Annotated in this window: 23 protein-coding genes and 1 tRNA gene; 20 read left to right on the top strand and 4 right to left on the bottom strand. The window is 52.9% G+C overall.

Annotation, left to right across the window (positions count from 1 at the left end; translation table 11 throughout):
• Positions 1-21 precede the first annotated feature (21 nt).
• Complete coding sequence (locus BQ2657_RS13780; RefSeq protein WP_075578809.1) at positions 22-600, top strand: helix-turn-helix domain-containing protein; 579 nt, start codon at positions 22-24, stop codon at positions 598-600.
• Positions 567-1,442 (top strand): IS3 family transposase, encoded by an 876-nt coding sequence (locus BQ2657_RS13775; RefSeq protein WP_408607743.1) that lies wholly within the window; start codon positions 567-569, stop codon positions 1,440-1,442. Before BQ2657_RS13780 ends, BQ2657_RS13775 begins: the two co-directional genes overlap by 34 nt.
• An 86-nt stretch (positions 1,443-1,528) precedes the next feature.
• Here BQ2657_RS13775 and ilvD read toward each other — a convergent pair whose 3' ends face one another.
• Positions 1,529-3,196, bottom strand: coding sequence for a dihydroxy-acid dehydratase (gene ilvD, locus BQ2657_RS10775; protein ID WP_075580611.1), 1,668 nt, complete (start codon positions 3,194-3,196; stop codon positions 1,529-1,531).
• A gap of 92 nt (positions 3,197-3,288) precedes the next feature.
• Positions 3,289-5,028: an Rqc2 family fibronectin-binding protein gene (locus BQ2657_RS10770; RefSeq protein WP_075580610.1), complete on the bottom strand. Its 1,740-nt coding sequence runs from the start codon at positions 5,026-5,028 to the stop codon at positions 3,289-3,291.
• A gap of 102 nt (positions 5,029-5,130) precedes the next feature.
• Here BQ2657_RS10770 and BQ2657_RS10765 point away from each other — a divergent pair, with 102 nt between their 5' ends.
• From BQ2657_RS10765 to BQ2657_RS10730, 8 genes are all read left to right on the top strand, one after another.
• Positions 5,131-5,754, top strand: a complete 624-nt coding sequence (locus tag BQ2657_RS10765; RefSeq protein ID WP_075580609.1) for a hypothetical protein — start codon at positions 5,131-5,133, stop codon at positions 5,752-5,754.
• Between the two features lie 16 nt (positions 5,755-5,770).
• Complete coding sequence (locus BQ2657_RS10760; protein WP_075580608.1) at positions 5,771-6,667, top strand: YicC/YloC family endoribonuclease; 897 nt, start codon at positions 5,771-5,773, stop codon at positions 6,665-6,667.
• A gap of 20 nt (positions 6,668-6,687) precedes the next feature.
• Positions 6,688-6,978, top strand: a complete 291-nt coding sequence (remA, locus tag BQ2657_RS10755; protein WP_075580607.1) for an extracellular matrix/biofilm regulator RemA — start codon at positions 6,688-6,690, stop codon at positions 6,976-6,978.
• The gene (gmk, locus tag BQ2657_RS10750) at positions 6,971-7,615 is read left to right on the top strand and encodes a guanylate kinase (protein WP_075580606.1); all 645 of its coding nucleotides are present in this window, start codon (positions 6,971-6,973) and stop codon (positions 7,613-7,615) included. Before remA ends, gmk begins: the two co-directional genes overlap by 8 nt.
• A 13-nt stretch (positions 7,616-7,628) precedes the next feature.
• Positions 7,629-7,850 (top strand): DNA-directed RNA polymerase subunit omega, encoded by a 222-nt coding sequence (rpoZ, locus tag BQ2657_RS10745; RefSeq protein WP_075580605.1) that lies wholly within the window; start codon positions 7,629-7,631, stop codon positions 7,848-7,850.
• Between the two features lie 12 nt (positions 7,851-7,862).
• Positions 7,863-9,068 (top strand): bifunctional phosphopantothenoylcysteine decarboxylase/phosphopantothenate--cysteine ligase CoaBC, encoded by a 1,206-nt coding sequence (coaBC, locus tag BQ2657_RS10740; RefSeq protein WP_075580604.1) that lies wholly within the window; start codon positions 7,863-7,865, stop codon positions 9,066-9,068.
• Positions 9,069-9,225: 157 nt separating this feature from the next.
• Entirely contained in the window at positions 9,226-9,702 is a 477-nt protein-coding gene (locus tag BQ2657_RS10735; protein ID WP_075580603.1) for an LURP-one-related/scramblase family protein, read from the top strand.
• Positions 9,703-9,754: 52 nt separating this feature from the next.
• Positions 9,755-9,843: transfer RNA gene (locus BQ2657_RS10730), tRNA-Ser, on the top strand.
• A 261-nt stretch (positions 9,844-10,104) separates the two neighbouring features.
• Here BQ2657_RS10730 and BQ2657_RS13330 read toward each other — a convergent pair.
• On the bottom strand, positions 10,105-10,263 hold the full coding sequence (locus BQ2657_RS13330; RefSeq protein WP_222704329.1) for a site-specific integrase: 159 nt from the start codon (positions 10,261-10,263) through the stop codon (positions 10,105-10,107).
• 208 nt (positions 10,264-10,471) lie between these two features.
• Between BQ2657_RS13330 and BQ2657_RS10720 the strand changes: the two genes are divergently transcribed.
• The 8 genes from BQ2657_RS10720 to BQ2657_RS10685 all read left to right on the top strand — a co-directional run bounded on the left by BQ2657_RS10720 (position 10,472) and on the right by BQ2657_RS10685 (position 16,554).
• Complete coding sequence (locus BQ2657_RS10720; protein WP_075580602.1) at positions 10,472-11,272, top strand: UPF0236 family transposase-like protein; 801 nt, start codon at positions 10,472-10,474, stop codon at positions 11,270-11,272.
• Positions 11,269-11,541: a hypothetical protein gene (locus BQ2657_RS10715; RefSeq protein WP_187119203.1), complete on the top strand. Its 273-nt coding sequence runs from the start codon at positions 11,269-11,271 to the stop codon at positions 11,539-11,541. Before BQ2657_RS10720 ends, BQ2657_RS10715 begins: the two co-directional genes overlap by 4 nt.
• 369 nt (positions 11,542-11,910) lie before the next feature.
• Positions 11,911-12,498 carry a transposase gene (locus BQ2657_RS10710; protein ID WP_455692632.1) on the top strand — a complete coding sequence of 196 codons (588 nt, stop codon included), beginning with the start codon at positions 11,911-11,913 and terminating at the stop codon, positions 12,496-12,498.
• 796 nt (positions 12,499-13,294) lie between these two features.
• Entirely contained in the window at positions 13,295-13,816 is a 522-nt protein-coding gene (locus BQ2657_RS10705) for a YbaK/EbsC family protein (protein WP_075580599.1), read from the top strand.
• A 33-nt stretch (positions 13,817-13,849) separates the two neighbouring features.
• The gene (gene hydE, locus BQ2657_RS10700) at positions 13,850-14,959 is read left to right on the top strand and encodes a [FeFe] hydrogenase H-cluster radical SAM maturase HydE (RefSeq protein ID WP_232709075.1); all 1,110 of its coding nucleotides are present in this window, start codon (positions 13,850-13,852) and stop codon (positions 14,957-14,959) included.
• A gap of 187 nt (positions 14,960-15,146) precedes the next feature.
• Entirely contained in the window at positions 15,147-15,359 is a 213-nt protein-coding gene (locus BQ2657_RS10695) for a DUF1858 domain-containing protein (RefSeq protein WP_075580597.1), read from the top strand.
• A 14-nt stretch (positions 15,360-15,373) separates the two neighbouring features.
• On the top strand, positions 15,374-15,982 hold the full coding sequence (locus BQ2657_RS10690) for a hypothetical protein (RefSeq protein ID WP_075580596.1): 609 nt from the start codon (positions 15,374-15,376) through the stop codon (positions 15,980-15,982).
• A gap of 11 nt (positions 15,983-15,993) precedes the next feature.
• Complete coding sequence (locus BQ2657_RS10685) at positions 15,994-16,554, top strand: hemerythrin domain-containing protein (protein WP_075580595.1); 561 nt, start codon at positions 15,994-15,996, stop codon at positions 16,552-16,554.
• Between the two features lie 183 nt (positions 16,555-16,737).
• On the opposite strand, the gene BQ2657_RS10680 is transcribed toward BQ2657_RS10685, so the two are convergent.
• Complete coding sequence (locus BQ2657_RS10680; protein ID WP_075580534.1) at positions 16,738-17,907, bottom strand: IS110 family RNA-guided transposase; 1,170 nt, start codon at positions 17,905-17,907, stop codon at positions 16,738-16,740.
• A 484-nt stretch (positions 17,908-18,391) separates the two neighbouring features.
• Between BQ2657_RS10680 and BQ2657_RS13170 the strand changes: the two genes are divergently transcribed.
• Both BQ2657_RS13170 and BQ2657_RS10675 read left to right on the top strand, forming a co-directional pair.
• Entirely contained in the window at positions 18,392-18,562 is a 171-nt protein-coding gene (locus BQ2657_RS13170) for a hypothetical protein (protein WP_187119202.1), read from the top strand.
• A gap of 114 nt (positions 18,563-18,676) precedes the next feature.
• On the top strand, positions 18,677-19,426 hold the full coding sequence (locus BQ2657_RS10675) for a hypothetical protein (RefSeq protein WP_143224881.1): 750 nt from the start codon (positions 18,677-18,679) through the stop codon (positions 19,424-19,426).
• The last annotated feature ends 247 nt before the right edge of the window (positions 19,427-19,673 follow it).

The following is a 19,673-nucleotide window of genomic DNA, read 5'->3' as shown; positions in this document are numbered from 1 at the left end:
ACAATTGGGGGTCAGTTTTTTATGGCAAAACACAGCTATGAATTTAAGAAAAAAATAGTACTGGAATATTTGAACAGTGACGAAGGGTGTATTTCTATTTCACGTAAATATGGGATGGCAAGTAGCAGCCAGCTGCTAAAGTGGGTTGCTGCTTACAAGGCATTTGGTGATGATGGACTGAAAAGATCCCGCTCTCAAAAAATATACTCTTTCAAAGAAAAACTTTCTGTGGTAGAGTCTTACTTAACAAATGAAATCTCATATCAGGAACTAGCAATTCAAGTAGGGATCAACAACCCATCAATGATTGCCAGATGGGTCAATGAATTTAGAATTGCGGGACCAGATGCTTTACGGTCACATAAAAAAGGCAGGAAGAGAACTTTGAACAAATCTCAAACCAAAAAAACAGATACCCAGGTTCAGCAGCCGATGGTCGACATCAGTGTGGAACATGTCAAGGAGTTAGAGGATGAAAATCTTAAACTCCGTATAGAGAATGCTTTTTTAAAAGAACTGAGGAGACTGCGTTTAGAGGACGAAGCAAAAATGAGAGAGTTGCGAAAATCATCTCCAGTCTCCGAAGATCATTCAAATTGAAAGACCTTCTCTCCTATACTCAAATGCCCAAAGCGACCTATATGTACTGGCAGAAACGGTTTGACCGCGTGAATCCAGACCAGGAAGTAGAGGACAAAATACAGGAAATCCGCAGCCAGCATAAAGATTATGGATATCGGCGCATGACCGGTGAGCTGAAGAATCAAGGGATTTGCGTGAACAAGAAGAAAGTTCAACGTATCATGCAGAAACTGAGCCTTCAGGTAACATCCTTTACCCGGAAAAGCCGTAAATACAGTTCCTATAAGGGTAAGGTAGGGACCATTGCTCCGAATAGAATACATCGTCGTTTTGAGACGAATATCCCACATCAGAAGATTACGACCGATACTTCAGAATTCAAATATTATGAAGTAGATACACAGGGACATCTGACCCTGCACAAGCTTTATCTGGATCCTTTCCTGGACATGTTCGATGATGAAATCATCAGCTATGGAATAGCCAAACGTCCTTCGGCTGAAAGCATACTGGAAGCTCAAGCTGAAGCAATCGAAATTACTGCTGATTGTCCATATCGAAGAACGTTTCACTCCGATCAGGGCTGGGCATACCAAATGAAGGCCTATACCAGGAAACTAAAAAAAGAACGAATTTTTCAGAGCATGTCTCGAAAGGGTAACTGTCATGATAACGCTGTAATGGAAAACTTTTTCGGCTTAATGAAACAGGAAATGTATTATGGAGTGATCTACTACAGCTACGAAGAACTAAAAGCCGCTATCGAACGATACATCAAATACTATAACGAACAAAGGATCAAGGAAAAACTGGGCTGGAAAAGTCCTGTTCAATACAGGCTTTCTTTGCTGGCAGCATAAAAAAGTAACGAGACAGTAAAAACCATCTCGTTACTAAGGTCTAACTTTTTGGAGTCACATCAGCGCGTGCAACAACCCCTTTTTCATCAATTATACTTCAGCACCGCTCCCTGTGCAGCGGAAGATACCAAGGAGGCGTACCGGGCCAGGTAGCCTTTTTTCACCTTCGGGGGAGGGCAGACCCAGTTCTCTTTCCGTTTGGCCAGCTCTTCGTCGCTGACCCGTACGTTCAGGGTCCGGTTGGGGATGTCGATGTCGATGATGTCCCCTTCTTCGATCAGGGCGATATTGCCACCTTCCCGGGCTTCCGGAGAGATATGGCCGATGCAGGCTCCCTGGGTGGCACCGGAGAAACGGCCGTCGGTCAGGAGGGCCACCGATTTGCCCAGGCCCATGCCGGTGATCACGGCAGTGGGATTCAGCATTTCCCGCATGCCAGGACCGCCCTTGGGTCCTTCATAGCGGATCACCACTACGTCACCCGGTTTGATTTTCTTGCCCACGATGGCTTCGATGGCTTCGTCTTCTGAATTGAAGACCCGGGCCGGCCCGGAGTGCTTCAGCATTTCCGGAGCCACGGCGCTTTCTTTCACCACGGAGCAGTCCCGGGCGATGTTCCCTTTCAGCACGGCGATGCCGCCGGTCTTCCGGATGGGGTCTTTCACTGTATGGATCACTTCCGGACGGAGAATCTTGGCTCCTTTGATGTTCTGGCCCACGGTCTTGCCGGTGACGGTCAGGCAGTCCTTTTCAATCAGGCCGTGTTTGGCCAGTTCGTTCATGACGGCACGGATCCCGCCGGCTTCTTCCACGTCGATCATATGGAAGGTCCCGCCAGGGCTCAGCTTGGTCAAGTAGGGGGTATGCTTGCTGATTTCATCGAACAGTTCCAGCGGCAGGTCCACCCCTGCTTCATGGGCGATGGCCGGCAGATGGAGGCAGGTATTGGTGGAGCCCCCCATGGCCATATCCACGGTAATGGCGTTCCGGAAGGCCTTGGCGGTCATGATGTCCTTGGGGCAGATATTCTTGGCCAGCATTTCCATCACCTGTTTCCCGGCTTCCTTGGCCAGGGCGATCCGGGCTCCCTGGTAGGCAGCCGGGATGGTCCCGTTGCCCGGCAGTCCCATGCCCAGCACTTCCGTCAGGGAATTCATGGTGTTGGCAGTGAAGAGGCCGGCACAGGAACCGCAGCCAGGGCAGGCACAGTGTTCGATCTCCGACAGTTCCTTTTTGCTGATGCTTCCGGCTTCGAAACGGCCGGCAGCTTCGAATACCGTGCTGACGCTGATGTCTTTTCCCTGGTAGCGGCCGGGGAGCATGGGCCCGCCGCTCACAACCACCGTAGGGATGTTCAGCCGGGCCGCCGCCATCAGCATCCCGGGGACGATCTTGTCGCAGTTGGGGATCAGCACCAGGGCGTCGAAAGCATGGCCGTTGGCCACGGCTTCGATGCTGTCCGCCACCAGTTCCCGGCTGGCCAGGGGATACTTCATCCCGTCATGGCCCATGGCGATGCCGTCGCAAATGCCGATAGCAGGGAATTCAATAGGGGTGCCGCCGTTTTCCAGCACACCATATTTTACAGCTTTGGCGATCCGGTCCAGATCCATATGGCCGGGAATGATCTCATTCTGGGCATTGCAGATCCCGATCAGGGGCTTCTTCAATTCATCTTCCGTATATCCCATCGCATAGAACAGAGAGCGGTGAGCCGCCCGGGTAGAACCTTTTTTCACTGTCGTACTTCTCATAATACTCCTCTTTTCCCTTAAAACTGGCATTGTGCCGCGATATAAGGAATAATCTAGCACGGAGTGTAACAGCTGTCAATGAAAAAAACAAATCAGTCTTTTGATACGTGGACAGTTGTACAAGGTTTAACATATAAGGTGGTCTGGCCGGTGTAGATCACGAACCCGGGTTTGGCCCCGCTGGGTTTTTTCACCAAGCGTTTTTCCGTGTAATCCACCGGCACCCGGTCGGCGCTGCGGCCCTTGCTGTAGCCGGCAGCCAGCTGGGCGGCGGCCAAGATATCTTCCTGCCGGGGCTGGGGCAGGGTGGTCTTCAAGATGACATGGGATCCGGGGATGTTCTTGGCGTGGAACCACAGGTCGCTGCCCCTGCCCAGTTTGAAGGTCACTTCATCGTTCTGCCGGTTGTTCTTTCCAATATAAAGGAAGGTCTCCGGGGTCAGCACCACTTTGAGAGGAGTGGAACGGCTCTGGGAAGGCTGCTTCTTCCGGGGACGGGGCAGGAGCCCCAGACCGATGATCTCCTGCTTGATTTCGGCGATTTCTCCTTTGGTGGAGGCAGTCTCCAGGGATACTTCCAGGCTCTGGAGATACGTCAAGAGCTCCTGGGCTTCTGTCTGCTGCTGCTGGATCTCTCCCACCGCCCGCTTGAATTTGTTGTACCGCTTGTAATAAGCCTGGGCATTTTCCATGGCCGTGAGTTCCGGGGCCAGGGCAATCTTCAGCTTCTTTCCGTCGTAGAGGCTTTCCAGTTCACAGGAAGTCCGGCCTTTTTCCAGGGACCAGCCGTAGGCCATCAGGGTATCCGCTATGATTTTCTGGGTCTCGGCGTTCTCCGCTCGAGCCAGGTCCTGGGCCAGGAACTTCAGCTTCTTTTCCGTCTTGGCTTCTTGGACGGCCACCAGTTTGGTCAGCTGGTCCTTTTCCGGGATCTGGACCGGGATCAGGGAAGCACTGTAGGCCTGGGCCGCCAAGAGAGACGGAAAAGTCATCCGGGTCCATTCTGGATGGGTCTGGGGAACGTAGGGTACCAGGTTCTTCATCCGGTTCCGGCTGTCGATCTGGGCTACCACGGTAGGGTCCGTCCCGTCCAAGCGCCGGCGGATCTCTTCCTGGAGCCCAGTGATGGCGCCTTCCAGCTTCCGGGCTCCTTCCAGGTCCAGCAGGTTCACCGGGCCTTCACAGCCGCTGCGCAGGACCGTTTCCTGGGCAGTGTATTTCCCGATGCCCTGGGTAGCAGCGATGAGGCCCTGTACCAGAGAAACATCCCCCTGGGCCACGGCGGCTTCCCGGATGGCATGGGGGTCCGCCTGGAGAAAATCCAGTCCTTCCTGGGCGGGAGGCAGGGCATAGGGCAGGTTGGGCAGAATCTGCCGGAACCGGCTCTGGGCCTTGCTGATGTGCCGGAGGGCATCCAGGATGATGCCTTTTTCGTCCACGAAGATGATGTTGCTGTTCTTGCCAGTGAGCTCTAGGATCAGCTTCTTGGTGATGATCTTCCGTTCGGCTCCGATCAGGTCCACATCCAGGGTCAGGATCCGGTCCAGCCCCCGCTGGGAGACTTTGGCAATCCGCCCTTCTTCCAGATGCTTCCGGAGCAGCATGCAGAAACTGGGCGGCAGGTCCGGCCGTTCCGGCAAAGTTTCCGGCAGGGTGATGAGAGGAGAATCTCCGTTCATATCCACCAGCAGGTTCACCGTCCGGTTCTGCTGGTTCACCTGCAGCAGCAGGGAAGCCCGGCTGGGCATGAAAATCTTGAAAATCTTTCCGCCGCTGAGGGCAGCTGTCAGTTCCCGGGTCAGGAGCTGCAGGGCAATTCCTTCTAAATTCATGATTTCCTCCAATATTTGCACGGTTTCGTTAAATTCGTTATAATATATTGATTAGTATAACCGTATAAGACTTTTCGGTCAAACTGTAAAGGAGAGGATATCATGAAAAAACTGGGCTTCTGCACAGCAGTCTTCCTGCTGTTTTCCCAACCTGTCTTTGCTATGCTTCCCCTGACTCCCAATACCATCCAGTCGGCACAGACCTACGGAGCCGAAAGGAAAGGGGCCTCCCTGGGAGAAGTGCTGGCCCCCTGGACAGTTTACGACCGGAAGCAGATGAATCCCTACGGGCTGCGGGAGCGGGTGGTGGTCTATACCCCCTATTTGACAGCAGCGGTGGATGCCCGGCAGCGGGCCAGTGAAGGGAACACTCCTACGGTGGCCCAGGGGATGAAGGTGGCCAAGCAGTACGATGGGGTGTTGGCCTTGGGCCTCAACTTGAGCACCAGCGTGAAACTGGAACCCAAGAACCTGAAGGTGAAGCTGTACCAGGGACAGAAGGTGCTGGAACCTTATTACTGCAACCTGAACAGTGCTTCCCAGCGGGATATGGAGATCCCCAACAAACAGAGCGGGGAACTGGAAGACAACAATGTGTGGGACCTGCAGTATTTCGTCTATTTTGATTTGACCAAGGTGGATCCCAGCCGGACCATGGTCCTGGCGGCCACCGATGAATATGGGGGGACTCGGGAATTTGTCCTGAAGCTCACTGCCATGAACTGAAAAGAGGAGAGGAAAGATGGTCCAGAGCATGACCGGCTACGGCCGGGGCCAATGGGAAGAGGAAGATTTCACCTTCCAGATCGAGATCAAGACCGTGAACCATCGGTACGGAGAGGCGGCCCTGCGGCTGCCTCGGTTCCTGAATCCCCTGGAAAACCGCCTGCGCCGGAAGATCTTGGCACAGATCAGCCGGGGACACATCGATGTATTCATTACTTCTGGATATACGGGAGCGGAAGGCAGACAAGTTAAGATTGACAAAGGGCTGGCAAAAGCTTATCATGATAGTTTGAAAGAACTTGCCCACCTGCTGGGTTCTCCTGGGGAATCATTCTCTCAGGAACTGCTTTTCATCGCGGGCTGTCCTGATGTACTGCTCCCGGAAGAAGGAGCCGTAGATCTGGAAAGACTGTGGCCGGGGATCGCCCAGGCAACGGATGAAGCGTTGGCCCATCTGCTGGAAATGCGCCGGACAGAAGGCCGCCAGCTGGCAGCTGACCTGGAAAAACGCATCGCTGTCATCGAAGGGCAGCTGGAGACCATCGAAGGACGGGCACCGGAAACGGTGCTGGAATACCGGCAGAAGCTGGAACGGCAGCTCCGCCAGCTGCTCCAGGAAGCAGGGAGCGGGCCTTTGGACGAGAGCCGGGTCATCCAGGAAACGGCCATCTATGCAGACCGGGTGAATGTGACGGAGGAAATCGTCCGTCTCCACAGCCATCTCCGGCAGTTCCGCCAGCTGCTCCGGGAAGAGGCCCCTGTGGGGCGGCGGATGGATTTCCTGGTCCAGGAGATGAATCGGGAAGCCAACACCATTGCTTCCAAAGCAGGGGATGCTCCGATCATCCAGACCATCGTGGATATGAAAAGCGAAATCGAGAAGGTAAGGGAACAAATCCAGAATATACAATAAGACTAGGAGAGAAGTTATTTATGGACATCAAACTGATCAACATCGGCTTCGGCAACATTGTCTCCGCACAGCGGGTCATCACCATCATCGGCCCGGAAAGCGCTCCCATTAAGCGGATCATCCAGGATGGTCGGGACAAGGGCGTGGTCATCGATGCCACCTACGGACGGCGCACCCGGGCCGTATTGATTATGGACAGCGGCCATATCGTGCTGTCTGCCCTGCAGCCTGAAACCATTGCCAACCGGTTTGTGACCCAGGAAGCCCAGGAAGAACCGGCTGCAGAAGAGAGGGAGGAAGACGATGAATAAGCCTCAGGGGATTTTGCTGGTGCTCAGCGGGCCCAGCGGTGCCGGGAAGGGGACCATCTGTGCCCGGCTCCGGGAAAAACGGGAACACATGGCCTACTCGGTTTCCTGCACCACCCGCCAGCCCCGGAACGGGGAAGTGGATGGAGTGAATTATTTCTTCAAGACCCGGGATGAGTTCGAAGAGATGATCAAAAATGGAGGCCTTTTGGAACATGCTTCCGTCTACGGCAACTACTACGGGACTCCCCGGCAGTATGTGCTGGACAAACTGGCAGAAGGCCTGGACGTAATCCTGGAAATCGATCCTCAGGGCGCCCTCCAGGTGAAGAAAAGCTATCCGGACGGGGTCTTCGTGTTCATCGTTCCCCCCTCCCTGGATGAACTGTCCAAGCGGATCTACAAACGGGGCACCGATGCCGTGGACGTGATCAAACGCCGGCTCAGTGCTGCTACCAGTGAACTGGCCTATGCTTCCAAGTATGACTACATCGTGGTCAACGACGAAGTGGAGAAGGCCACGGATAAAGTAAGCAAGATCATCGATGTGGAACACCTGCGGGTGGGACGCACCTATTACATTGTTGATGAAATCTGCCATAACGGCAACTGTGACTGCGCACCGGCGCAGGAGAAGTAAAGGAGAGTACACTATGTCCATGATTGATCCTTCTATTGATTATCTGGCTGATAAAGTCGGCAGCAAGTATGCCCTGGTGATTATGGCTTCCAAGCGGGCCCGGCAGCTGGTGGACCATGCTCCTGCCCTGGTGAAGTGCGATTCCAACAAACCGGTTTCCATCGCCCTGAAGGAAATCGGCGAAGGTCTGGTGACCATTGCCACCAAAGAAGACCTGAAGGAAATGAAAAAATAACAGGAGGCAGCCGTGCTGGAAGGCAAAAAGATTGCGTTGGGCGTGACGGGGGGCATTGCCGCCTACAAGGCCGTGACCCTGGTGAGCCGATTGGTCCAGGCCGGAGCCCAGGTGCGGGTGATCATGACGGAAGCGGCCACCCATCTGGTTTCCCCGCTGCTGTTCAAAGAAATCAGCGGGAACCCGGTGGCCACGGACCTGTGGGCCGGCAATGCGGAGTTCAATGTGGAACATGTGGCCATCGGCCGCTGGTGCGACCTGATGGTGGTGGCACCGGCGACGGCGGACATCATCGGGAAAATGGCCAATGGCATTGCCGATGACCTTTTATCCACCACCCTGATGGCCTGTGACAGACCCAAGATCATCTGTCCGGCCATGAATACCAATATGCTGGAAAATCCGGCAGTGGTCCGGAACCTGGCTACCCTGCGCCAGGACGGGATCACCATCATGCCCAGTGCGGCTGGGCATCTGGCCTGCGGGGTGAACGGCTCCGGGCGGCTGCCGGAACCGGAAGACATCAAGGCCTTCCTCGACGCCTTTTTGGCCAGCCGGGAAGGGGACCTGCGGGGCCTCCGGATTTTGGTGACCGCCGGGGGTACCCGGGAAGCCATCGATCCGGTCCGTTTCATCGGCAACCGCTCCAGCGGGAAAATGGGGTATGCCATTGCCCGGGACGCTGCCCGGCGGGGTGCAGAAGTCACCTTGATTTCCGGTCCGACAGCCCTTCCCGTACCTCGGAATGTGGTGTTCCAGGATGTGGAGACCACCCGGGAAATGATGGATGCCGTGCTGGCCGCTTATCCAGCCGTGGATGTGGTGATCATGGCGGCTGCGGTGGCAGATTACCGGCCCCACCATGCAGAAGCCCAGAAAATCAAGAAAAACGACGAGACCCTGACCATTGCCCTGGACAAGAACCCGGATATCCTGAAACAGCTGGGCCAGGAAAAGAAAAGACAGTTCCTGGTGGGCTTTGCGGCAGAGACCCAGCACCTGCTGGAAAATGCCGCGGCCAAGGTAAAGAAAAAGAACCTGGATATGATCGTGGCCAACGACGTGACCATGAAGGGCGCTGGCTTCAGCACCGATACCAATGTGGTGAAGCTGCTGTTCCCCAGCGGCGAGATCCGCAGCCTGGAGCTCATGAGCAAGGAAGAAGTGGGGAACCATATCCTGGATATCGTGAGAGATGCAGTGAAGGGGACCCGGTAAGATGTCAGACACGGCCCAAGGGGCCTTGAGACGTCAGATATCAGCTTTTGTTCGGTTAAGCAGCAGGTCTGATCTGCTTTATTACGAACAATCTGACGTCTGACATCTGAAAGGCCCGCAAGGGCCGGGTCTGATGTCTTTTAAAGGAGGTACGGCCGTGAAACTCTTATTCCGCCAGCGGATCTTTTCCTGGTTCGACAGTTATGATATCTACGACGAAAACGGCAGTACGGTCTTTGTGGTGAAAGGGCAGTTGGCCTGGGGGCACTGCCTGAAGATCTGCGATCCCCAGGGCCATGAGCTGGGCCTGGTGAAGGAAAAAATCATCACCTTCCTGCCCAAGTTCGAATTGTATGAAGGGGGACGGTACATCGGACGGATCAGCAAGAAGCTGTCCCTGTTCTCTCCCAAATTCGCCATTGACTTCAACGGCTGGAAGGTGGATGGGAATTTCCTGGAATGGGATTACACCATCCGGGATGCCCAGGACAATTGGATCGCCACCATCGGCAAGGAATTGTTCCATCTGTCCGATACCTATGTACTGGATATCGGCAATCCGGCCGACGCCCTCCATGTGCTCATGTTTGCCTTGGCCATGGATGCGGAGAAATGCAGCCGGGAGAAAAAATAAGGAACCTTGACAATCCCACCCCCCTACGCTATACTTAATCTGTTCTATACATGGAAGGGTGGCCGAGCGGTTTAAGGCACCAGTCTTGAAAACTGGCGATCCTGCAAGGGACCGTGGGTTCGAATCCCACCCCTTCCGCCATTTATTTTCCGGGACAACGGCAACAGTTCGACATTGTTCAAAGCCTACTGAAAACAAGGTGTAGCGGGCTTTCACAGTGATTTGAACCGTTTTCCGTTGTTCTTTTTTTATCCCCCCTTTTGCGCACTTTTGCGCATTTTTCCAGATTGCACACTTTTTGTTTGCGCACTTTTTTAAATGCTCATTTTTTCCAGGCTGTCCTGTAGCTGTTTTTCCATGGATTCGGTTACATGGGTGTATATAGCCAGTGTCGTTTTGGGGTCATTGTGACCGACTCTCTGCATTTATGGCTTTCAACGGCACACCCATAGCCGCAAGCATGCTTATATGAGTGTGGCGGAAAACATGGGTGGTAATATGCTTTCCTGGAATATCTATCGCACGCAACTGTTTGTTAATGTATTGCAGATTGTAGGGCATACCCGTGTCAGTGGTGAATATATAGCCCCTGTCCTTGTACTTGCTACAAAGGCTGTTGCCCCGGCGGCCCCATTGTTCCTGTCGCTTGTTGCTTAGTGTAAAATAGTTCTCGGTGAAATGAATAATCCCTTATAAACTTGCAAAAAGGAAGACCTTCATCCTATAGTATTAGTTACCACACCACTACAGATAGGAGAGAAGGTCTTCCATGGATTTCATTGTATCAGAATCCATCAACTTAATAAAGGGGTGTTCCAACGGGTTGGCACTGGAAAAGGAGGTCTGGCGGCGGGGAATCGAGCTCCAGTCCCAGGCCTTCGCCCGGGCTCTGGAGATTTACGATGCTGAGATGGCCAGGCAGTATGCGGGAAAACAGGAAGTACTGCGGATCGACCAGCGTACTGTGCTTTGCATGTTCGGGACGGTCACATTTTCCCGCCGTCTGGTCCGGCGCGAAGGCGGAAAGCCATTCTATCCTTTGGATAATATCCTGGGTCTGTCACCTTATCAACGGTATTCTCCGTTGCTCCTGTACTCAGTAACCAAAGTGGCAGCCGGCAGCGTCTATCGGGCTGCAGCTGAGGCAGTGAATACCCTGACTCCGCTGGATATCAGCCATCAGACAGTAGGCAGGATAGTCAGGACGGTGGGAGACAAGTACGCCCAGTACGAGGAATCCCAAGCCAACCCGGCCTTCTGCGGTGATGAACCATTGGAAAAACCAAAATACCTGTTCATCGAGGGAGACGGTGTCCTGATGAAAGGGCAGCCAAAGGGCAGCGTGGTTGACCGTTTCCATCACAAGGTCTGGCAACACGACCTGGAGGGTGTCCACTGCTGCCTGGACATGCTGGAAGGAGAAGCCAGCACTGCCGAAGAGGAAAAGAACGTCAGGAAACTGCGGGCTTATTTGGAACGTAACTGGGAATGGCTGACTCCTTTGCCGCTGAGGGAGGGACTGGAAGACTGTCGGAAAGGGCTGGGGACTTGTGAAATACCTATCGGATGAAGAAACAGGGACGGCGCTGGAGCTATAGAGGCGGCCTGGCAATGGTCAAGGTGATCAGTGGCCTGAAGAACGCTGACCTGGAGCAGGCCCTGGCAGGAGATTTGTGCGTTATGCCGTTGAAAACCCGGAAAGAGTACCGGAATGCGGTGAGAGAAGCGGTGAAAAAGCCGATATTCGTCCCTCACGTAGGTACCCATCAGTGCAGAATTGCCAATTACGGTCCCAGCTGCAGTCCCATGGGACAGTTGGCCGCAGCACTGAACTGGTAATAAGGACGGACTTGGCCTCCGGCTATGCTGGTGCTCTTTGCGGGTATACGTCGATACCCCGGGAGCCGGGAGGGCAGGCCCAGGAGGAGTCGGCGGGATAACATCGACAGTGGTCGCTTAACGGGTGGAGCACGCGGGCGAGACCATTTGGCTTCCTGGTCCGTAGCCGCAGCCTTTGACCGTCAGGGCAAGGCGATAGGCTGTGAGCCTCCCGCCAGGGACGAACGGGTCTGCCCTCCCAGCGGAAGGGTGAGGTGCAAGTCAGTACGGGTATAGGAGGACTTTTCCCCTTTGGGAGGCCGGGACGGGTTTGCCTGCGGCGAANTTCTAAAAGCCTATCCTGGCCATGAACAGATTGCTCATTGCAGCATGAAGCGGCTGACGCGCCTGTTAAGTGATGCCTCACAGGGGAGATTTGACAAAAGCAAGGCTTTGGAAATCCACCAGGCAGCATGCCGTTCTATCGGTAAAGTCTCGCTTTCGGCTTCTATGGAACTCGTCCATACCATTACGGATATTGAAGTGTTGAAGCAGCATATCGTTGAAATCGATGAGAAGCTTAAGGAAATGGTGGACCAGGAAGAATCTTCGATTATTGACATACCAGGGATCGGTTATACCCTTTGTGCCAGCATTCTGGGCGAAGTTGGTGATTTCAAGCGTTTTCCGGATGTCGACAAGCTCCTGGCTTACGCAGGGATGTCACCTTCCAAACATGACTCTGGAGACTACCATTCGAAGCATAACAAGATGGAAAAAAGAGGATCCCCCTATCTGCGAAAGACACTGTACCTTGCCGCCCGCCTGGTTGCACAGAACGTACCGAGATTCAAAGAATACCTTGAAAAGAAACTGTCAGAACACAAGCCTTACAAAATCGCTTTGTCCCATGTAGCCAAGAAACTGATCCGATTGATTTACCGGCTGGGTATTAGTGGCTGCCCTTATTTAGCCTGATTTTTTTAAGCCCACAAGAGGGGGCTTGGGTAAGTGCGCCCTTTTGCCAAGATCCATAGCAACTGAAATTTATTTTAAAATTGGCTTGACTTTATATAGTTGGTCTACGTCGTCGACCTCGAAGCAACGATAAAAAATTTTTGACCCTATTTCTGAATAACTATACGGCAATGAAGGTTTCACCGAGAACTTGTTGACACATACCGTTCGTTGTCCAATGATTGACTTTCTTGTCTGGCTGGCCTATAATGGAATCAGCCAGAAGGACAAAAGGTGCATACTTGCACGAATACCCCCGGGGGTCTAGCCCGGGGGTATTTTTTGGCTAGTTGCCGTCTTTATCGTGCCCGTCTAACCATTTGCGAATGTAGTAGCCAACTACACTAGCCGCAACGGACACCAGGAAGGACAAAAGGTGATTCATACTTACACCCCCCTTCTGTTGCCAGAATGGGGACGACAACGAAACCATTATATCATAGTAATCCGTGATAACAAACACGGGCCAATATATCAGACAAGACAAAAAAGCCCCTGGAAGCAGATTCCCAGAATGGGAATGTGGTTGCCTATATATCAGACAAAATAAAGAGCCCCTGGAAGGAATCCAGGAGCCTTGTTATAATTACAGGGGTGCAATGAAGATTAAAATTCAGTGGTTGCGCACTTTTTGCGCACTTTCTGTTATTCAGCCTTTAAAACGGCTATGGTAAAGGCTTTTCCCACCTTTCCGCCATAACCGAAGGGCTGTCTTAGCGGACAGCCTTTTTTCTTTTTCTGAAAGGAAGGGGCCAGGATGGAAAAAGAGGCGATTTACCGGCTGCTGGAAGAAGAGGGGATCCCTTTTGCCGTGACAGAACACCCTCCGGTCTTTACTATGGAAGGGACCCATTCCCTTGTGCTGCCGTATCCGGAAGATCTGGCTTGCAATCTATTTGTGCGGGACGATAAAAAAAGGTTTTACGGACTGATCACGGTGAAAGGGGAGGGCCGGCTGGATCTGAAGGCTTTCCAGAAGGAACAGGGGACCCGGCGGCTTTCCTTGGCTTCTCCAGCAGATTTGGCCTCCTTCCTGCAGCTGGCTCCTGGATCGGTGACGCCTTTCGGGCTGCTCAACGATGCTGGGCACAGGGTAGAATTCTTCCTGGACCGGCGGTTCTTGGAAGGGGCGGGCCGGATCGGGATCCATCCCAACGAGAACACGGCTACAGTCTATCTGGCGGCAAGGGATTTGCTGCGGCTTTTGGAAAAGAAAGGGACCACCGTCCATGTGGCGGCCATGGCTTTGGTGGACAATGAGGCCCAGCAGGCATTATAATAAAGCGATAGGAAAAATCGAAAGAAAGAGCAGGTGGCAATCGTGGATCTGGTGGATAAGCTGAAGGAATATTCCGTTCTGACGGAGGAGGAATATAAGGAACTTCTGCTGACAGAAGATCCTCTGCTCCGGGCCAAGCTGTTCCGAGGGGCCCAGGAGGCCATGAATTTCGTCTTTCATCGAAAAGTGTATTTCCAGGGGGTCCTGGAATTCACAAACCACTGTCCCCAGAACTGCCTGTTCTGCCAGCGCCGGGCAGAAAACAACGACCTGGCCCGGTTCCGTCTGAACTGGGAACAGATCCGGGGAGCCTGCGGCCTGGGGTACGAACTGGGCATCCGGTCCTTCCTCCTCCAGGGCGGAGAAGATCATTACTACACGGATATGATCATGTGCAACCTGCTGCAGAACCTGAAAAAGCAGTTCCCGGACTGCGCCCTGGGGCTTTCTATCGGGGAACGGAGCCGGCAGTCCTACCATCGGCTCCACCAGGCTGGTGCCCAGCGGTACTTCCTCAGCTTCCAGACGGCGGATCCCCTGCATTTTTCTCGCCTCCATCCGCCCACCCATGCCCTGTCCACCAAGATCGCCTGTGTGAACGACCTGAAGGAACTGGGATACGAAACGGATACCGGCTTCTTGGTGGGGGCTCCCTATGAACAGACGGAATATCTGGTCCGGGATCTTACCCTGCTCCAGGAATTGGCTCCTCATTCCATCACGCTGACTCCCTTCCTGCCGGAAGACGGGACGCCTTTCCGCCAACAGGACCGGATGGCCCTGGAAGAATACCTGCGGCTGACAGCGGTGCTGCGGATCCTGTTTCCTCGGGCCAATATCGTGGCGCCCTGGTCCCTCCGGCGGATCCACGCCCACGGGCAGATCCTCAGCGTCCAGAGTGGAGCCAATGTACTGCGGATGCCCATGGCGCCTCCGGCCGATCCCGAGGATTTGGACCACAGTTCCAAAAAGAAAATGCTCCACACCGTGGAGGTCATGTACCGATACTTGAAGAATTATGGGTATTCCCTGACCCCGGGCCGGGGCGACTCCCTCCTCTATGAGAACCGAGTGGAAGATCCCCAGCCGGCAGAACAGGATCCGGCTGTTTCGGAAGAAACGGAACCCACTGAAAACAATTGAAAAAGAAAAGTAAGATATGTTGTTTAAACAACATATCTTTTTTCTTTCCTCCGGTATACTTACAGCTGTAAGGAAACAACGAACAAAATCGGTCAAAGGTCAATGGCTGATGGAAAAGACCTGTCCCAAGGCCAGGTTCTGTTGATTGGGAAAAATAAAAAATCATCATACAATGGAGGAAACAATTATGGAAACTGCAAAAAAAATCACGGGCGAAATGTTGGTCGGCAAGATCTGTGCGGAATATCCGGAAGCCATCCCGGCTCTCCAGGCTGTGGGGATGCATTGCCTGGGCTGCCCCTCTTCCCAGATGGAATCTCTGAATGACGCTGCCTTTGTCCATGGGCTGGACCCGCAAAAGGTGGTTGATGCTGTGAACGCCGCTTTGGCGGAAGACTGAGGGGAGGGGAGACCATGAGCGCATTTTTGGGACCCATCCATCATTGGCTGTACGGCAAGATCCAGCTCCAGGAGGCCATCATCGCCCGGATCGCGGCAGAAGCGGAAGCCCAGGGCTGGGGCACCGGAGATAAGCCGGCTGCCGACTATGTAAAGGAAGAAACCCGTCCCCTGGACGAACTGATCGATACCATGAATATCCATGGCTGGCTCCAGAGCCGGATCCACGATGCGGAAGGCCGCTATGCCCAGCTGGTTTCAGCCCTGCTCCACCACAACGATGACCTGCTGCCAGAACTGGAAAAACTGGCCAGGGAAGTGGGCCGGGACCGGGCTCTGGGAGCAGATGCCGATGCTTCTGCCATCTACCGGGCTTTCGAAGACGCGTTCCTCAATGGCATGCCCTGCGACCGGGTGAACCAGGTCACCGACCAGGACCCCGATGCTTTTGCCTGGGACCAGACCGATGATCTCCATGGGGCTTACTGGCAGGAGGCAGATGTGGACCCTCGGGTGTACTATATCCTGCGGGATGCCATGATGGAAGGGATGCTGGAACAGACCGGCTATACTCTGGAACAGGAAGACCATACCCATTACGTGCTCCGCCCCAAAGCCGCCTGAAGGAGGAAAATATGACTTACAGTATTGAGTTGATGAAAGAAGAACATCACAACATCAGCCGGATGCTGGAAGTGATCCGTCAGGTCTGCATCGGGATCTTGGAAGGAGCGCCGGTGGATCTGGGGGATTTCCGGGAGATGGTGGATTTCATCCGGAACTATGCGGACAAACACCATCATGGGAAGGAAGAAAAGTTTCTGTTCCCGGTGATGGTGGCCAAATTGGGCCGGGTGGCGGATAACTTGGTAACCCATGGGATGCTGGTGGAGCACGACCTGGGACGGGACCATGTGATGAGCCTGGCTACGGCACTGGACCAGTACGAAAAGGAACCTAAGACCGAATATAAGCTGGATATCTTGACGGAAACCATGGGGTATGCCCGGCTGCTGAAACGCCATGTTGAAAAGGAAAACAATGTGGTGTACACCTTTGCTGAGAATCAACTGCCGCCGGAAGACATGACCGCCATCGATGCCCGGAGCCGGAAATTCGAAGAAGAAGAAAGTGCCAAAGGGGTCCAGGATCATTACCTGGCCATTTTGGAAAAATTAGAGAAGAAGTATCTGTGACAGATAGGAGAGGCTGTTGCATGCGTGAAAATCATACGCATACAACAGCCTTTTTTTCTTGACTCTACAACCGTTATAGACCAACTATATAAAGTCAAGCCAATTTTAAAATAAATTTCAGTTGCTATGGATCTTGGCAAAAGGGCGCACTTACCCAAGCCCCCTTTTGTGGGCTTAAAAAAATCAGGCTAAATAAGGGCAGCCACTAATACCAAGCCGGTAAATCAATCGGATCAGTTTCTTGGCTACATGGGACAAAGCGATTTTGTAAGGCTTGTGTTCTGACAGTTTCTTTTCAAGGTATTCTTTGAATTTCGGTACGTTCTGTGCAACCAGGCGGGCGGCAAGGTACAGTGTCTTTCGCAGATAGGGGGATCCTCTTTTTTCCATCTTGTTATGCTTCGAATGGTAGTCTCCAGAGTCATGTTTGGAAGGTGACATCCCTGCGTAAGCAAGGAGCTTGTCGACATCCGGAAAACGCTTGAAATCACCAACTTCGCCCAGAATGCTGGCACAAAGGGTATAACCGATCCCTGGTATGTCAATAATCGAAGATTCTTCCTGGTCCACCATTTCCTTAAGCTTCTCATCGATTTCAACGATATGCTGCTTCAACACTTCAATATCCGTAATGGTATGGACGAGTTCCATAGAAGCCGAAAGCGAGACTTTACCGATAGAACGGCATGCTGCCTGGTGGATTTCCAAAGCCTTGCTTTTGTCAAATCTCCCCTGTGAGGCATCACTTAACAGGCGCGTCAGCCGCTTCATGCTGCAATGAGCAATCTGTTCATGGCCAGGATAGGCTTTTAGAAGCGCATAGATTGAAGCAAGATGGATGGAAGATGTCAGCCCTTCCAGCTCTGGGAATAAAATCGTAACCAGACGGGAAACTGATATCTTTAGCTTGGAACACTTCTGCATGGTTTGAGATCTGTAACGAGAGAGTGATTTCATTTCCTCGTTATGGTACAATGAAGAAGAGTAGGTTTGGGATCCTTTCCCTGACACAATCATCTGTGCAATAGCGCAGGCATCGACTTTATCAGTCTTGGTTTTACGCAGGCTGAATCCTTGCTTGTATCTATTCGTGAGAAGCGGATTGAAAGTGAGCAGTGGAAGGTCATGTTCTGAGATGAAATGGGCGAGATTCGAGGAATAGTGACCGGTTGCTTCCAATCCTACTCTTATTTTATCTTTTGGAATGCCCAGTTCAGAAATCTTGGAAAGGAGCATGTCAAAGCCTTCCCGTGAATTGGGAAATGTAAAAGATTCAACTGTTTTCAATGCATCCGAGTCAATGATACAGCAGTCATGTTTCCGCTTTGCAACGTCAATTCCGATACAAAGCATAAAAATCAACCTCCTTTTTTTGAATTGGCAGCTGTGCATCAAAGCCACAGAGACTTCATCATAATGTATCCTCGCTAGATATGAACCGTCGAGCGGTATCCAACTCATTAACAAATTGAATGAAGTCTGTGGTCGGACTCTACGAAAACCGTCAAGCGGTAGGGGTTCGCAACCGATCCACAGCTCCATTCTAATCGTACCGTAATTCACTATAAAAGAGAATATCTGGTACAACTCTATTATACGAGGGGTTCGCAACCAATCCACAGCTCCATTCTAATCGTACCGTAATTCACTATAAAAGAGAATATCTGGTACAACTCTATTATACGAGGGGCTTTCACCGCGGATCCAGAGGTGATCGGCGCCGGAGCCCCCTATCTCAGGGGCTATATCGTGGGATACCCTTTTCGCAGGGATCCATTTCAGCTTCAGTGGATTTTTCTGTGCCTGCGGCCGTTCGGAATTTTCCTTTTTCCATAATGTGATTTCCATTGTCCTGGCCCGGATCCCTCTGGTCTACGCTGCCAGCAAGGCCTTTCCCGCTACCTTGCTGCCCATGGGCCTGGCCACGGCCGGCGGATCCCTGGTCTCCGTAGGGATCTGCCTGGTGCTCTACAAGAAACTGAGGAGGCAGGCTCCAGAAGGAATCTGAGGGAATCATCCACCGAGATCCGGATCCCGGTAGAATGAAAGAGAATCCAGAAAATTCTTTCCTTTCCGTGTTATAATGGATTTGGAATTTCTTGCAGAAACGGGGGGAAGGATCATGGATGGAAAAAAGGTTCTGCTGACCCTGGTGACGGGGCTTTCTCTATCGATGGCGGCAGAGGCGCTGGCCATGGGGCTGCCTGCCAAGGTATTGGGCAAATGGTATGATGCTTCTGGCCAGGTGGTGCTGGATATCCGAGAAGATACGGTCAACGGCTGCCCGGTGGAAGAAGTGGCCGGACTGGCCGGCGGCAGCAGCGATTTCAGCTGCCGGGTGAAGATCCGGGAAGCGGCAGGGCTCCGGGAACTGCCCCTTGTCTGTGAAAGCCTCCAGAAGGATAGCTGGCATGCCCATGTGTTCCTGGGCGGGGATCCCCATCGGGGAGAGAAGGGCCGTCTCCTGAGCCGGACCCCAGAACCCCTGCATTATGAATCGGTGGGAGGCATCGGGCTGGATACCCCTGCAGGGGCCGTGGAAGCCGCCTATGGCATCCCGGACCGGCTGGAGCGGGTCCAGGACCGGAACGGCCATGTGGTGGCTGAAAAATGGAAGTACACCCGGCTGGGTCTGGAACTATTCCTGGAAAATCAAACGGTCCGCCGCATCCGGATCTACCGGAAAGGGGACCGGAAGTTCGACCGGTCGGGCCTGGGCTGTGCCAGCAGCCTGGAAGACTATGCGGCTTCTTACGGATTCCGGAATGTTCCCAAAGCCGGCCAGTTCGCCGCCTACGCCATCGGCCACGGGGAATATCTCTGGTTCGACGACTACCCCAGGAGCATCCAGCTGAATACGTATAACAATTGAAGAAAATAAAAGAATACTGTATTCTTTCTAATTTGTCCGTATTTAAGATACAAAAGTATCTTAAATACGGACTTTGTGTATAAAATCGTTTGACAGAGTTGAAAAATAATAGTAAACTTATGCACATACTCTACTGTTTTACGGAAGAAAGAACGTTTCCAGAGGACAAAACCTTGGCTGCAGCAAGCGGCGTTGGACGGATCCACAAACTTTCTTCTGAGGACGTATCAGAGATCTATTTCTATAT

The sequence above is a fragment of the Acidaminococcus massiliensis genome (genome assembly GCF_900095825.1).
Lineage (GTDB): Bacteria > Bacillota > Negativicutes > Acidaminococcales > Acidaminococcaceae > Acidaminococcus > Acidaminococcus massiliensis.
Note: the sequence above shows the minus strand (reverse complement) of the source record. Positions and strands in the feature narration are given on the sequence as shown.